Source organism: Variovorax sp. dw_954 (assembly GCF_018449755.1).
GTDB lineage: Bacteria > Pseudomonadota > Gammaproteobacteria > Burkholderiales > Burkholderiaceae_C > Variovorax.
Genome location: NZ_JAAVVD010000050.1, coordinates 1 through 13,752 on the forward strand (window position 1 = coordinate 1; position 13,752 = coordinate 13,752).

The following is a 13,752-nucleotide window of genomic DNA, read 5'->3' on the forward strand; positions in this document are numbered from 1 at the left end:
GTCAAGCGATCATTGTCGTCAGCGCATTGCTGACTGCCTGTCGCGACTGGATGTAGCCGCAACTGCGCACAGCAACGTCCCACAAGGCCGGATCGGGTTGATGCGTGTCTGTGATTCAGCCGCTCGAAGGCATCCCACAACAGGGGAAGCAGGTCTGATCGTAGCCATTGAGGCTGGTCGCCACGTCACGCACGTTGCGGATACCGAAGAAGGCCAACTCTTCCACCATCAACCGCGCGACGATCTGGGTTTTCCTCGCGCGTTGCAACGCCGTCTTCACGGCCAGCAGTTCCTGCTGGCCTACGAGGAAGGTGAAGAGGCGGATCTGAAGTCGATCCAGATGATCGTGCACGTCGCGTAGCCACTCGTACTCGTTCTCGTCGTAGCGCTGTGCCTCGTCGCAGAACAACGCCACCGTGCCGCCGCCATTGCGCGCGCAGGCCTCCTTGATTTTGTTGATCAGGCGCATGCGTTTTTTTGGCCGAGTTGGAGCCGCTGTCGGGTTCCGGATGGCCAACGGCTTCCAAGAGATTGGCGAAGAATGGCCCTTCGGCATGCCGCGGCTTGTGTTCTGCCTGTGCGTGATAGGTGGTGAGCTTGGGCTGGGTCTGGGCCAGCAGCAGACGCAGGTACTCGATTGCACGTGTCTTGCCGATGCGGGACGGCCCGTAGGTCAGTGCACCGGTGATCCGGTAGCGCAGGCACCGCTGAACCAGGTCTGAGAACGCTTGAATGGCCGGTGTGGCGATGCGGTAACTGCCGGTCTCAATCGGGTGCAACGTCGGATCGATTGGCCGGGCCGCAGTTGTTGACGTGGTTGGTGTCGGCTTGCTAGTCATGATTGACTCCGGCTGATGCGTTTCAAACCGGGCGGGTCAGATTGAACCCACGAAGCCGCAACCGATGGCCAGGCGTTCGGGCTCGACGCGCTGAGGAGACGGGGAGGGCGCATCGCCAGGCATCTGCGCCGGCGCCGGCTGGGGCGGAAGCTCTGAAATGCTTGTCGGGGCCGCTGCGAGTGTGCGCAGCGTCTGCGTGAGGTCGCTAGCCGCGCGACGCGTGCGCCTGGCCTTGGTGAGCTTGTGCTGCACGTACTCCTGCAGGAACTCCTGGCTAAGGGCGCTGGTCAGGCGTTTGCGCCCGCGCAGGCGCAAGATCTCCTGGCGCAGCTTCAGGTCATGTGCGATCTCGCCCCACGCGCCCTGGGCCTTGAGAACGCCGATCTCGGCTCCGTCCGCACCGAAAGCGCGTACCGCGCGCAGATCCTGACTGTGATAGTAGATGTGCAGTTCCTGACCAAGGAACGCGGCGGTGGTGGCCAACACGGCGTTGGTGTAGCGGACTCCGAAGAAATTGACATGGGGCCGCTGCCCTTGGTGAAGGTAGCCGCGCACAGTCGCTCGTCTGGGCGTTTGCATCAGGCACAGGGTGCGCCGCTTTGCCTCGGGCAGCCAGCTGAGCATGGCGTCATCGGCGCGCACGGAATACTCCACGGCCTCAAGCGGCGTGCGGCCGTTCAGGCCGTCGTGAGGGCTGGCGTTGTAGGTTGCGATGGCCGCCTCCAACAGTTCCTCGATCTCCGCCAGCGACACGAACAGCCGGAGGTCGCCGCCCGGGTGCGCGAGCGCGCGCCGCACGTCGCGTGCGTTCGATCCGGTGTAGCCCGGCAGCCGGGAGGAGAGGCTCGAGGCGATCGAGCCGAAGAAGCGCTCGATATAGGGGCGATCGTCCGGCGTGTGCGCGGGCCCCGCGTCAATGAAGCAGCCGATGAACTCGGCCAACGCGTGGCGCACATCCTCGGAGAGATTTGCCTTGGCGTTATCGAGCTTGATCCACCGCCAGGTGGCGTAGCCCAGTTCAGGCAGCTTCCCCGAGGGAAAACCGCCGAGCGCACCGTAGCCGACGCCGGGGAGCGTGAAGAGACGTGGCCGGTGCGGCTCGAGTGCGGCCTCGACCGTACGGATCACGTCATAGCGTGAATACTCGCGGCCCAGGCTGACGTGATAGCCCAACACCGCGCGGCTGTAGACATCGATGATGACCAGCAGCCACAGGCGCTCTATCTCGAACTGCTGCTCAAATCCCAAGGGGTCGCGCACGACGACCTTCAGTCGCACGTCAAGACGATGACCGTCGAACTCGACCACATCGAATGCTTGACGTGCAGCAGGAGCCGATACGTCACCCGGCATGCCCTTCAGGTGAGTGGCCCCGGCGAGCCGTGCTCCGCGGCCGAAGCTGCGCAGGCACTCGGCGCGTACCACCTTGGACAGTGAACGGATCCCCATGCGCTGCACGTTGAACGGGTAGTCCGCGGCGGTGAGACCCGCCTGCCGGCACTGGCGAAGAAAGTCGGCGTGGAGATGCTTCAAGCCGCGAAGCCGGACGCGCAGGCCGTTGCTGGTAGAGGTCTGTTCGACTGCGATGCGCTTCGCGCGCACTTGTCGGGCGATCCAGTCTGCAATGGCAGGATTGCGCTGCAACAACCGTTCGAACGCGCCCGCGGCGCCGGAACCATCCGGCTGGAGCCGGAGCTTGGCGATGCGCTGGTACGGAGCGACGCGTGCATACGGCACGAGTGCGCGCCATCCGAAGACACGCCCATCCTCGTGGGGCGCGAGGCAGTGATCGAGGAGGCGATAGAGGTGAGCGCGTTTGACGCCGGTGCTGGCTTCGATCGTCGTCAGCGATACGTTGGCGACGTAGAGTTCGATTGCGCTTGATGTCGAGCGAAGTAGATCGCCTGCTGCGGGTTGTGTAGCGCAGACGCGTCGAACGCCGGCCAGGAGGACGGATCGAGTTCGCGGGCGGTTTGGCGATTCATGGGGTGGGCTCGAAGAGCGTGTGCAGTGTCAACGGCTGCCTATGCAATGAGGGCGCACTCAGACGACCTGTGCGCAGGAGTTCGAAGACGGCGCCGCGCACGACGGGCGGATCGCCCATTGCGAATGCTCGCTCGAGACTGGACAGCGCCATCGGTTCGCGTACGTGCGGAAATATTGATAGCGTCAGTGAAGGTTGAATCCACGCTCGGGTGGAAACGGCCGCGACGCGTCGAAGCGGGATGTCGCTCGCGGTGGGGGACGAGTGTTCATCCTCGCCGTCATCGACGAGTAGCAATTGTTCACCGTCGTCACGGTGAACCCAGAAATCAACAAGGCGAGATCCAGGTGCAGGACTCAAGCGAAGAGGGCGTTCACAAAGGCACAGCACCGTCGGATCGGCTTCCAGGCAGAGCCACTGGTCGAATGTCGCAAGATCGAACAGGTGGATCCGCCTGCCCAGCTTGGGGCTGAAGCCCTCGAGCAGCCGGGCACCGCGTGGCCGTGGTGCGTCCAGCGGTGTCGAGAAGCGTGGTGCAAAACTCCTCATGATTCAACACCTTACGCAGCCCTCGAGGCATTGGATTCGCGAAGTATCGAATTTGCTTTGCGCGGTTGCGAAGTACCAGATTTACTTTCTTTCTTGCGACGGTAAGTCTGTTACTACCTGAGCAGCCGCTAGAGGCAAACGGCGCGCGTAGCCGGTATCAGATTTACTTTCTCCTACGGACGAGCACTACCTGCCCCTGCTAGTTGCCGTCGAGGCCAGCAGCGCTGGCGAGGCGGTCGAAGTCATCGAGGGCGGCGTGACCTACGGCGTGCTCTCGAAGAAAGGCTACATCTTCGGCGACCTGCCGGCCTCGGCCGCCCACGCATGACTCACCCGTTTCGAGGCACACCCATTACAAGCGCTTCCCTCATCGTCCAACAACCGCAAGGACTGGCCTCGGGCCTCGTGCTGCGCATGCACGGCGTCGGTTCCTCGCCGCAGTCGATGCTGGGCGTGGCGTGCTGGTTCGCCGCGCGCGATGCGAACGCGCTTGTCGTCAGCGTCGCGTCTCCCGAGCCCTCCGATGTCTCCAACGGACTGCAATGGTTTTCCGTGCGCGGTGTGACCGAGCAGAACCGGCAGGCGCGCGTGAACGGGGCGATGCCCGCCTTCGTGGCGACCGTGCAGCACTGGCAGCAGGTGGCTGGCGTGGATCCGCAACACACAGTGGTTGCCGGCTTCTCGCAAGGCGCGATCATGGCGCTCGAATTGACCCTTCTCGAACATCCCAATGTGATGCGCGTCGTGTCCTTTGCAGGGCGATTCGCCAACCTTCCCGAGCGAAAGTCCGAAGCCACGGTGCATCTGGTGCACGGCAGTGTCGATCCGGTGATGCCATCGATGCTGGCGCAGGTCGCGAACGCCCGGCTGCTCGAGTTGGGGACCGAGGTCACGGTCGACATCGTGCAGGCCGTGGGCCATGAACCTCATCCCACCCTTCTGAAGCGACTGACTGCGCGGCTGGACTCGCAGGGCCCGGGTGCTGGCCGGCTCGGTTAGCTTTGCGGCTTAGAACCGTGCATCTAGCCGCGAGCCGGGTTGGCCACGCCCTTGACCGCGAAGTGGGCCATCTGCTCTCGTCGACTCAGTGCGGATAGATGTCCCGCCCCGGGATGTGCGACTTGTTTCAAGGAAGGCTTCGAGAAGGGCGGCGGCAGGGGCCGCCTAGTTCCAGACAAAGTTACCGCCTTCTTCAGTATGGTGCCGCTTCCTTCGCGGTCTTGGCCATCGCGAGCGCGAAGCTCGAGTGCCCGGCGCCGAAGATGTCGTTGACGTCGTCGCGATTCGTCGGCTAGTTACCCTGCCATACGGGCGTACGCCGAGCCACAAAAGCCTCAACGCCATGGCGAAAGTCAGCGCTTCCGTAGCACTGCCGGACCAGGTCGTCGCCATCGGGCAGATGCGCCGAGGCCAGGCGCCGCAGCCCTTCCTTCGCGACCCGCTGTGTCACCGGCGCAAGGGCGAGCAATTCCTCGCACAACGCAGCCAGCGAGGCATCCAGTTCGGTCGCTGAGCAGATGTCGTGAAGGAAGCCGCTAGCGGCAGCCTGATCGGCATCGAGCACCTCCCCCAGCAGCAACATCCGTTTGGCGACCGCTGGCCCGAATGCCGCCTTGAGGCGCGCGAGATTGGCCATCGACAACGTGTTGCCCAGCGTCCGCGCAATCGGCACGCCAAAGCGCGAGGCCGGCGTGGCGATCCGGAAATCGCAAGCAGCGGCGATCACCAGCCCGCCGCCGACTGCCCAACCATCGATCGCCGCGACAGTCGGCAACGGCAGGCTTTCGATCAGGGCGATGCCCGCGTCGATGCGACGCTCGTACGCCACGCCGTCATCGCCGCTCTGGAAATCCTGGAACTGCGCAATATCGGTCCCGGCGACGAAGGCCTGCCCACCGGCCCCGCGGAAGGTGACCACACGCATGTCGTCGCGGGCAGCCAGATCAGTGCAGATATGCGCCAACTGCTCGTACATCGTCCAGGTCATGGCGTTGCGCGCCGACGGGCGGTCGAAGGTGACCGACGCGATCGCGGACGGCGGTGCACGGCGCGCGCCGCCCCAGAAGAGCTCTAAGGGAAATCCCTAGCCATGGGCTGAAACCGGTTTCATACAATAAGACTCCACATCAGGAGACCTCATGATTTGCTTCCCATCCCGCCGCGTGTTGTTCGCTTCAGTCCTCGCTTTCGCCATGGCCGTGCCCGCGTTTACCGCCTTCGCCCAGACCATGGCCGACATCAAGAAGAAGGGCGAAATCACCGTGGGCGTGATGGTCGATGTCCCGCCATTCGCCACGACCAACGCCCAGAACCAGCCTGACGGCTATGACGCGGACGTTGCCAAGTTGCTCGGCAAGGACTGGGGCGTCAAGGTCAACATGGTGACGGTCACGGGCCCGAACCGGATTCCCTATGTGCTCACCAACAAGGTCGACGTGCTGGTGGCCGTGCTGGCGATCACGCCGGAGCGTTCGAAGCAGGTGCAGTTCTCCACGCCCTATTCGGCCGCCACCATCGTGGTGTACGGCACGACCAAGACGCCGATCAAGACGGCGGCCGACCTGAAGGGTTTGCGCGTCGGCGTCACGCGTGCCAGCACCCAGGACGTGGCGCTGACCGCAGCGGCGCCCGAGGGCACGGAAATACGCCGTTTCGATGACGACTCCTCGGCCATGCAGGCGCTGATCTCCGGACAAGTGGATGCGATCGGCTGCCCGACGATCGTTGCCAACCAGATCTCCAAGCGCGTGCCAGGCGCCTATGAAGAGAAGTTCGTGCTCCGCCAGCAGTTCATGGGCATCGTGATGCGGCCGGGCCAGGACGACCTGCTCAAGAACCTCAATGATTTCGTCGCCCGCAACACGGCCAATGGCGAACTCAACAAGCTTTATCGCAAGTGGCTCGGCGTCGACCTGCCCAAGATGCAATGAGCGTCTCTTGCGGCGGCAGACCGCTGCGGGGTCGCAGCCAGCCGCCATCGCGGAGGGGAGTCTTCAGCTAGCTCCAGCCCCGCGGGCCAGTCGGTCCGAATTTTTTGCCCAGAACTGAAACCGGTTTCATGAATTGACGACACACCAGCAGTTCGTCTGACCCAGCGATGCCGGCCGGTGCAGCTTTCAGAAGTCTCCGGCTGGCCCAATCAACTAAGGCCCATTGATGACTACCCTCGACTGCCACGCGGAGCTTGCGCAGCGTTTCCCGACGCCCGCAGACATCCCTGCTGAACACCGCCTCGCCGAACCGGTGCACCAGCGGCACTCGCTGATCCGCGGTGAGCTTGTCGAATGGAACGGGCCCTGCAAGAAGGTGCTGTCGCCGGTCTGCACGCGCGACCCGGCCACGGGCAGCGTGAATCAGGTCGAGATCGGCAGTTATCCGGTGATGGGCGAGGCCGAGAGCGACGCCGCCCTCGACGCCGCAGTGGCCGCCTATGCCAACGGGCGCGGCATGTGGCCGACCATGGCGGTGGCCGATCGCATCGGCTGCATGCAGGAGTTCGTGCGCCAGATGGCGCAGCAGCGCGAACTCATCGTGAAGCTGATCATGTGGGAGATCGGCAAGAGCCTGGTCGATTCGCGCAAGGAGTTCGACCGCACCGTCGAGTACATCCAGGCCACCATCGAGTCGTTGAAGGAACTCGACAACGGCAGCTCCCGCTTCGTGATCGCGGAGGGCACCATCGGACAGATCCGCCGCACGCCACTAGGCGTGGTGCTCTGCATGGGGCCGTACAACTATCCGTTGAACGAGACCTTCGCGACGCTGATCCCCGCACTGCTGATGGGCAACACGGTGGTGTTCAAGCCGCCGCAGTATGGCACGCTGCTGTTCCATCCCTTGCTGGAGGCTTTCCGCACGGCCTTTCCGCCGGGTGTCATCAACACCATTTATGCGCCGGGCGCCGTGGTCGTGCCCCGGCTGCTGGCCTCGGGCAAGGTCAACGTGCTGGCGCTGATCGGTTCGAGCAAGGTGGCCGACCATCTGAAGAAGCAGCATCCGAAGTCGCATCGCCTGCGGGCCATCCTTGGACTCGATGCTAAGAACGCAGCCATCGTGCTGCCCGATGCCGACATCGAGCTGGCGGTGAAGGAGTGCCTGCTGGGCGCGCTCTCGTTCAACGGCCAGCGTTGCACGGCGCTCAAGATGCTCATCGTGCATCGCTCGATCGTCGATCGCTTCGTCCAGCGTTTCACCGAGGAAGTAGGCAAGCTGAAGGTCGGCATGCCGTGGGAGGCGGGTGTGAGCATCACGCCGCTGCCCGGCCTGCACCGCACGGCCTACATGACCGAGGCGCTGGAAGACGCGAGGGCGAAGGGTGCGCAGGTCGTCAACGAAGGCGGCGGCGAGTTTTGCCAGACCTTGTACCTGCCCGCGGTGGTCTACCCGGTGCGCGAGGGCATGAAGCTCTATCGCGAGGAGCAATTCGGCCCGCTGGTGCCGGTGATGCCCTTCGACGACATCGAGACGGCGCTCGACTACATCATCACTTCCGACCACGGCCAGCAGGTCAGCGTCTTCGGCACCGATGCGGCGCAGATCGGCGCGCTGGTCGACCCGCTGGTCAACCAGGTCTGCCGCGTCAACATCAACTGCCAGTGCCAGCGCGGGCCCGATGTGTTCCCGTTCGCGGGTCGCAAGGATTCGGCCGAAGGCACGCTGTCGGTGGCCGATGCGCTGCGGGCCTTCTCGATCCGCTCGATGGTCGCTGCCAAGCAGACCGAGCCGAGCAGGAAGCTGCTCAACGCAATCGTGCAGGAGCACACGTCGCAGTTCATCAACACCGGTTTCATTCTCTGAGGAAGCGACGCATGCACCGACAACGCCACGCCAAGATTGTCGCCACCCTCGGCCCGGCAAGTTCCGACGCAGACACCATCCGCGCACTCTTCGATGCCGGCGCGGACGTGTTCCGTTTCAACTTCAGCCACGGCAGCCATGAACAACACCGCGCGCGCCATGACATCGTGCGGCGTATCGAACAAGAGACCGGGCGGCCCATCGCCATCCTGCTCGACCTGCAGGGGCCCAAGCTTCGCGTTGGCACTTTCGGCGACGGTCCGGTGACCCTGAGCGCGGGCGACGCGTTCCGCCTCGATCTCGACATCACGCCAGGCACCGCGCGGCGCGCGCCGATGCCGCATCCCGAGATCTTCGCGGCGCTCAAGCCAGGCACCGACCTGCTGCTCGACGACGGCAAGATCCGCCTGCGCGTGCAGTCCTGCGGCGCCGACTTCGCGGAGACCTCGGTCGTCGCGGGCGGACGCCTGTCGGAGCGCAAAGGCGTCAACGTCCCCGAGGTGTTGCTGCCGATCTCGGCCCTGACGCCGAAGGACCGCAGCGACCTCGACTTCGGCCTGCAGCTCGGCGTCGACTGGGTCGCGCTGTCCTTCGTGCAGCGGCCCGAGGACATGCAGGAACTGCGCGAGATCGTGCAGGGACGCGCCGGCGTGCTCGCCAAGCTGGAGAAGCCCGCAGCCATCGAGCGGCTCGATGCGATAGTCGCGCTGTCCGATGCGGTGATGGTGGCGCGCGGCGACCTCGGCGTGGAAATACCGGCCGAGCAGGTGCCGAGCATTCAGAAGCGCATCGTGCGGGCCTGCCGCGATGCCGGCAAGCCGGTGATCGTGGCCACGCAGATGCTGGAGTCGATGGTCACTACGCCGGTGCCCACGCGTGCCGAGGCCTCGGACGTCGCCACCGCGATCTACGACGGCGCCGATGCGGTGATGCTGTCGGCCGAATCGGCCTCGGGCCAGTATCCGCGCGAGGCGGTCGCGATGATGGACCGCATCATTGCCGAGGTCGAGCGCGATCCGCACTACCGCACCGTGATCGACGCGTCGCACAGCACCTCGGAGGCGACCGTGGCCGATGCCATCTGCTCGTCGCTGCGTCAGACCGCGAGCCTGGTGCCGGTGGCGGCGATGGTCACCTACACCCGTTCCGGCTACACGAGCCTGCGCGCCGCGCGCGAGCGTCCCGTGGTGCCGGTGGTCAGCATCACGCCCGAACTGCCCGTGGCCCGGCGACTCGCGCTGGCCTGGGGCGTGCACTCGGTGCATGTGGAACACGACGTGAGTGATGTGCCGGGCATGGTCGAGACAGGCTGTGCCGTGGCGCGCCACGAAGGCTATGCCAAGTCCGGCGACATCGTCGTCATCGCCGCCGGCATGCCCTTCGGCCAGGCCGGCACCACCAACCTGCTGCACATCGCACGCGCCTGACGCGGCCTGCCGCAGGGCACGCCGCGCCGACGCATCCACCCCTTCGAGGAGATTCCATTGAGCCTTCATCCCGTGCTTCAGGCGGTCACCGACCGTATCCGCAGCCGCAGCGCGACACAACGTGCGGACTATTTGTCCCGCCTCGAACGGGCCCGCGCCAAGGGACCGATCCGCCGGGCGCTCGGCTGCACGAACCTGGCACATGGCTATGCGGCGGCACCGGCCGGCGACAAGATCATGCTGCGCGAACTGAGGCGGCCCAACCTGGCGATCGTCTCGTCGTACAACGACATGCTGTCCGCGCACCAGCCCTTCGAGCGCTTCCCCGCGCTCATCAAGCAGGCGGCGCGCGAGGCCGGCGCGACCGCGCAGTTCGCGGGCGGCGTGCCCGCGATGTGCGACGGCGTCACGCAGGGCGAGCCGGGCATGGAACTGTCTCTCTTCAGCCGCGACGTGATCGCGTTGTCGACCGCGGTCGCACTGTCGCACAACATGTTCGATGCCGCGCTGTGCCTGGGCATCTGCGACAAGATCGTGCCCGGCCTCCTGATCGGCGCATTGCAGTTCAGCCACCTGCCGACGATCTTCGTGCCCGGCGGGCCGATGCCTTCGGGCATTTCCAACGACGAGAAGGCGCGCGTCCGCCAGCGCTTCGCCAAGGGCGAGGTCGGGCGCGACGCGCTGCTCGAATCCGAGGAGAAGTCCTATCACTCCGCCGGCACCTGCACCTTCTACGGCACGGCCAACAGCAACCAGATGCTGATGGAAGTGATGGGCCTGCACCTGCCCGGCGCCGCCTTCGTCCATCCGCAGACGCCGCTGCGCGACGCGCTGACCGCCGCTGCCGCGAAGAGGGCGGTCGAGATCGGCGCCGAGGGCGCCGAATACACGCCGATCGGCCACGTGGTCGACGAGCGCACGATTGCCAACGCGATCGTCGGCCTGCTGGCCACCGGCGGATCGACCAACCACACGATCCACCTGGTCGCCATCGCGCGTGCGGCCGGCATCGTCATCAACTGGGACGACTTCGGCGACCTTTCCGACGTGGTGCCGCTGCTGGCCCGCGTCTATCCGAACGGCAAGGCCGATGTGAACCACTTCCAGTCCGCGGGCGGCATGGGCCATGTGATCGGCGAACTGCTCGACGTGGGCCTGCTGCATGGCGACACGCTGACAGTGGCAGGCACTGGCGGGCTGGCGCGCTATTGCCAGCAGCCGCAGCTTGACGATGCCGGCCGGCTCGCCTGGCGCGACGTGTCGCGCGCGAACCCCGATGCCAGCGTGCTGGCGCCGGCCTGGGCTCCGTTCAGCCCCGACGGCGGCTTGAAGCTCCTGGGCGGCAACCTCGGAAGGGCTGTCATCAAGACCTCGGCGGTCAAGCCGGAGCACCGCGTGGTGCAAGCGCCGGCGCGGGTGTTCGACACGCAGGAGGCGGTGATGGCCGCCTTCGATCGCGGCGAGCTGCACCGCGATTTCGTCGCTGTCGTCCGCTTTCAGGGACCGCGCGCCAACGGCATGCCCGAACTGCACAAGCTCACGCCGCTGCTGGGTGTGCTGCAGGACCAGGGCTTCCGCGTGGCGCTGGTCACGGACGGCCGCATGTCGGGCGCGTCGGGCAAGGTGGCGGCTGCGATCCACGTGACGCCCGAGTGCCTCGCCGGCGGGCCGCTGGCGCGAGTGCGCGATGGCGACCTGCTCGTGCTGGACGGCGAACGCGGCCTGCTGGAAGCGCGCGTGGACGCTGCTGAATGGCAGGCGCGGCAGCCGGCGGTTGCCGACCTCGGCGCCTCGCAACATGGCATGGGGCGCGAACTGTTCGCGGCGTTCCGCGCCAACGCGCTGGGCGCGGAGGAGGGCGCGATCACCTTCCAGGCGGCCGAGCTTGCCGGCACCGCGAGGGTCGCCGACGCGGCGCCCCTGCATGGCCATTTCGTCTTTTCCGAAGGAGTTTCCGCATGAGCATTCTCGACACCCTGCGCACCGGGCCGGTGATCCCGGTCATCGTCATCGACAGACTGGAGGACGCGGTGCCGCTGGCACGCGCTCTGGTCGCCGGTGGCATCCGTGTGCTTGAAGTCACCTTGCGCACACCGATGGCGCTGCAGGCCATCGAGACCATCGCGAACGAGGTCGAGGGCGCTATCACCGGCGTGGGCACGATCACGCGTGCGGAGGACTTCCAGCGAGCGCGCAAGGCCGGCGCCGTGTTTGGCGTGAGTCCGGGCCTGACGCCGGATCTGATCGCGGCGGCACGCGACAACGACCTGCCGTTGCTGCCCGGCGTGATGACGCCGTCCGATGTCATCGCCGCGCGCGCGGCCGGCTACTCGGAACTGAAGCTCTTTCCGGCGCAACAGGCTGGCGGCATCGGCATGCTGAAAGCACTGGCCGGTCCGTTTCCCGGCGTGACCTTCTGCCCGACCGGCGGCATCTCCGCGGCCACTGCGCCGGATTTCCTGGCACTGCCCAACGTCGCATGCGTCGGCGGGTCGTGGCTCACGCCGGCCGACGCCGTGGCGGGCAAGGACTGGGCGCGCATCAGCGAACTCGCGCGGCAAGCCTGCGCCCTGGGGCGTCCCTTTCTCGAGGGCGCAACTCGATCATGAAATTCAAACTAGCAGCCGCACTGGCGTGCGGCGTCGCCATGACCACCACAGCACTTGCAGCCGACCTCATCGTCTCGACCAACGACGCCAAGTACCAGCGCGTCGCGGGCAGCGACACCTTCCCGGCGAATGCCGGCCACGACACGCTCAACGTGATCGATGCCTCCAGCTTTCCACCGCGCATCGTCGCGACGGTGGAGGTTGCGGCCACCATCGCCGGCCCGCCGCAGGCCGTGGCCATCACGCCCGACGGCAAGCTGGCGATCGTCTCGGCGCCGAACCGGTACGACCACGCGGCGCAGAAGAACATCCTGGAGAACTACCTGCAACTCGTCGATCTGGAGGCCACGCCGCCGCGCGTGATCTCCAAGGTCCCGGTCGCACACCATCCGCAGGGGTTGGCGGTGAACCGTGCCGGCACCGTGCTGCTGGCGGCCACCGTCGGCGGCACCGTCTCGTCGTTCGAGATCAAGGGCAAGGCGTTGGTGGCCACTGGCGACCTCGCGCTGTCCAAAGGACGGCTGGCCGGCATCAGCTTCGTGCCGGATGGCAAGTCAGCGCTGGTGGCGCTGCGCGACGAGCAGGGCGTCGTGGTGCTGGACGTCGCGCCCGGCGCCGTCACGACGCGCCGCGAGCGAGTCTCCAGCGGCATCGCGCCGTATTCGGTGGACGTGTCGAGCGACGGCCGTTGGGCCGTTGTCAGCAACGTCGGGCTGGCGGGCCTGGCCGGCGACGTGGGCGTGCTCGCGGGCGACGTCGACACGGTGACGCTGGTCGACATCTCCAGGCGGCCGTTCCGCGCGGTGCAGCACATGACGGTGCCGTCGCTGCCCGAAGCGGCTGCGATCTCGCCGGACGGCCGCTGGATCGCCGCGCAGTCGATGGACGGCTCGAACCTCAAGCCCGACAATCCGGGCCGCCGCGAGCACGGCAAGCTGGTGCTGTTCGAGATCCGGAACGGGCAGGCCGAGCGTGTGGGCGAGTTGCCCGCCGGCGAGGGCGGGCAGGGCGTGGTGTTCACGGCCGATAGCAAGTACATCCTCGTCCAGTTCAACGTCGAGAAGCAGATCGCCGTGTTCGCGGTCGATGCCGGCAAGCTGCGCGACACCGGCGAGCGCCTCGCGGTGCCGGGCGGTCCATCGTCGATCCGTTCGATGCCGCGCTGAATTCCCCAAGGAGAAAAACGCATGAGTGAATCACGCAAGAAAGTCGTGGTGTTCAGGAAGCTTCCGGACGATCTGCTGGAACGCATCCGGGCGCAGCACGACGTGACCGTGGCCGACCCGCGCCGCCCCGAGGAACTGCCGCGCTTTCGTGCGGCGCTGCATGACGCGCAGGGCCTGATCGGGTCGAGCTTCAAGATCACGGCCGATGACCTGGCGAGCGCGCCTGCGCTGGAGATCATTTCCAGCATCTCGGTCGGCGTGGACAACTACGACCTGGCGGCCCTGAAGCAGCGCGGCATCGTGCTGTGCCACACGCCGGGCGTGCTGACCGAGACCACGGCCGACACGGTCTTCGCGCTGATCATGGCGACGTCGCGCCGT

General features: G+C 66.1%; 12 protein-coding genes and 1 pseudogene. 8 read left to right on the forward strand and 5 right to left on the reverse strand.

Annotation, left to right across the window (positions count from 1 at the left end; translation table 11 throughout):
* Positions 1-115: 115 nt before the first annotated feature.
* The 4 genes from HB681_RS38595 to HB681_RS36830 form a co-directional block, all read right to left on the reverse strand.
* On the reverse strand, positions 116-469 hold the full coding sequence (locus HB681_RS38595; protein WP_256735256.1) for a hypothetical protein: 354 nt from the start codon (positions 467-469) through the stop codon (positions 116-118).
* A 406-nt stretch (positions 470-875) separates the two neighbouring features.
* A complete protein-coding gene (locus tag HB681_RS36820; RefSeq protein ID WP_213959850.1) occupies positions 876-2,576 on the reverse strand; it encodes an integrase in 1,701 nt (566 codons plus the stop codon).
* A 107-nt stretch (positions 2,577-2,683) separates the two neighbouring features.
* Positions 2,684-2,824 (reverse strand): hypothetical protein, encoded by a 141-nt coding sequence (locus tag HB681_RS36825; RefSeq protein ID WP_213959851.1) that lies wholly within the window; start codon positions 2,822-2,824, stop codon positions 2,684-2,686.
* Positions 2,821-3,372: a hypothetical protein gene (locus HB681_RS36830; RefSeq protein ID WP_213959852.1), complete on the reverse strand. Its 552-nt coding sequence runs from the start codon at positions 3,370-3,372 to the stop codon at positions 2,821-2,823. The genes HB681_RS36825 and HB681_RS36830 overlap by 4 nt, the downstream gene beginning before the upstream one ends.
* Positions 3,373-3,696: 324 nt before the next feature.
* On the opposite strand from HB681_RS36830, the gene ypfH reads away from it, so the two are divergent.
* Positions 3,697-4,371 carry an esterase gene (gene ypfH / locus HB681_RS36835; protein WP_213959853.1) on the forward strand — a complete coding sequence of 225 codons (675 nt, stop codon included), beginning with the start codon at positions 3,697-3,699 and terminating at the stop codon, positions 4,369-4,371.
* A 292-nt stretch (positions 4,372-4,663) separates the two neighbouring features.
* Here the strand turns inward: ypfH and HB681_RS36840 are convergent, their stop codons facing one another.
* Complete coding sequence (locus HB681_RS36840) at positions 4,664-5,401, reverse strand: enoyl-CoA hydratase (protein WP_213959860.1); 738 nt, start codon at positions 5,399-5,401, stop codon at positions 4,664-4,666.
* A gap of 163 nt (positions 5,402-5,564) precedes the next feature.
* On the opposite strand from HB681_RS36840, the gene HB681_RS36845 reads away from it, so the two are divergent.
* The 7 genes and pseudogenes from HB681_RS36845 to HB681_RS36875 form a co-directional block, all read left to right on the forward strand.
* Positions 5,565-6,302, forward strand: coding sequence for a transporter substrate-binding domain-containing protein (locus tag HB681_RS36845; RefSeq protein WP_256735257.1), 738 nt, complete (start codon positions 5,565-5,567; stop codon positions 6,300-6,302).
* 226 nt (positions 6,303-6,528) lie between these two features.
* Positions 6,529-8,169, forward strand: a complete 1,641-nt coding sequence (locus HB681_RS36850) for an NADP-dependent glyceraldehyde-3-phosphate dehydrogenase (protein WP_213959855.1) — start codon at positions 6,529-6,531, stop codon at positions 8,167-8,169.
* A gap of 11 nt (positions 8,170-8,180) precedes the next feature.
* The gene (gene pyk, locus HB681_RS36855) at positions 8,181-9,596 is read left to right on the forward strand and encodes a pyruvate kinase (protein WP_213959856.1); all 1,416 of its coding nucleotides are present in this window, start codon (positions 8,181-8,183) and stop codon (positions 9,594-9,596) included.
* A gap of 57 nt (positions 9,597-9,653) precedes the next feature.
* Positions 9,654-11,558, forward strand: coding sequence for a phosphogluconate dehydratase (gene edd, locus HB681_RS36860; RefSeq protein WP_213959857.1), 1,905 nt, complete (start codon positions 9,654-9,656; stop codon positions 11,556-11,558).
* Complete coding sequence (locus tag HB681_RS36865; RefSeq protein ID WP_213959858.1) at positions 11,555-12,205, forward strand: bifunctional 4-hydroxy-2-oxoglutarate aldolase/2-dehydro-3-deoxy-phosphogluconate aldolase; 651 nt, start codon at positions 11,555-11,557, stop codon at positions 12,203-12,205. The genes edd and HB681_RS36865 overlap by 4 nt, the downstream gene beginning before the upstream one ends.
* Positions 12,202-13,371, forward strand: a complete 1,170-nt coding sequence (locus HB681_RS36870) for a YncE family protein (RefSeq protein ID WP_213959859.1) — start codon at positions 12,202-12,204, stop codon at positions 13,369-13,371. Before HB681_RS36865 ends, HB681_RS36870 begins: the two co-directional genes overlap by 4 nt.
* A 21-nt stretch (positions 13,372-13,392) precedes the next feature.
* A pseudogene (locus HB681_RS36875) lies at positions 13,393-13,752 on the forward strand (bifunctional glyoxylate/hydroxypyruvate reductase B); the annotation flags it as partial.

What these genes read in the sequence shown, in the direction of transcription:
- HB681_RS38595 (WP_256735256.1), bottom strand. Translation starts at nt 469, where the DNA reads ATGCGCCTGATCAACAAAATCAAGGAGGCCTGCGCGCGCAATGGCGGC.
- HB681_RS36825 (WP_213959851.1), bottom strand. Translation starts at nt 2,824, where the DNA reads ATGAATCGCCAAACCGCCCGCGAACTCGATCCGTCCTCCTGGCCGGCG.
- HB681_RS36830 (WP_213959852.1), bottom strand. Translation starts at nt 3,372, where the DNA reads ATGAGGAGTTTTGCACCACGCTTCTCGACACCGCTGGACGCACCACGG.
- ypfH (WP_213959853.1), top strand. Translation starts at nt 3,697, where the DNA reads ATGACTCACCCGTTTCGAGGCACACCCATTACAAGCGCTTCCCTCATC.
- HB681_RS36845 (WP_256735257.1), top strand. Translation starts at nt 5,565, where the DNA reads ATGGCCGTGCCCGCGTTTACCGCCTTCGCCCAGACCATGGCCGACATC.
- HB681_RS36850 (WP_213959855.1), top strand. Translation starts at nt 6,529, where the DNA reads ATGACTACCCTCGACTGCCACGCGGAGCTTGCGCAGCGTTTCCCGACG.
- pyk (WP_213959856.1), top strand. Translation starts at nt 8,181, where the DNA reads ATGCACCGACAACGCCACGCCAAGATTGTCGCCACCCTCGGCCCGGCA.
- HB681_RS36865 (WP_213959858.1), top strand. Translation starts at nt 11,555, where the DNA reads ATGAGCATTCTCGACACCCTGCGCACCGGGCCGGTGATCCCGGTCATC.
- HB681_RS36870 (WP_213959859.1), top strand. Translation starts at nt 12,202, where the DNA reads ATGAAATTCAAACTAGCAGCCGCACTGGCGTGCGGCGTCGCCATGACC.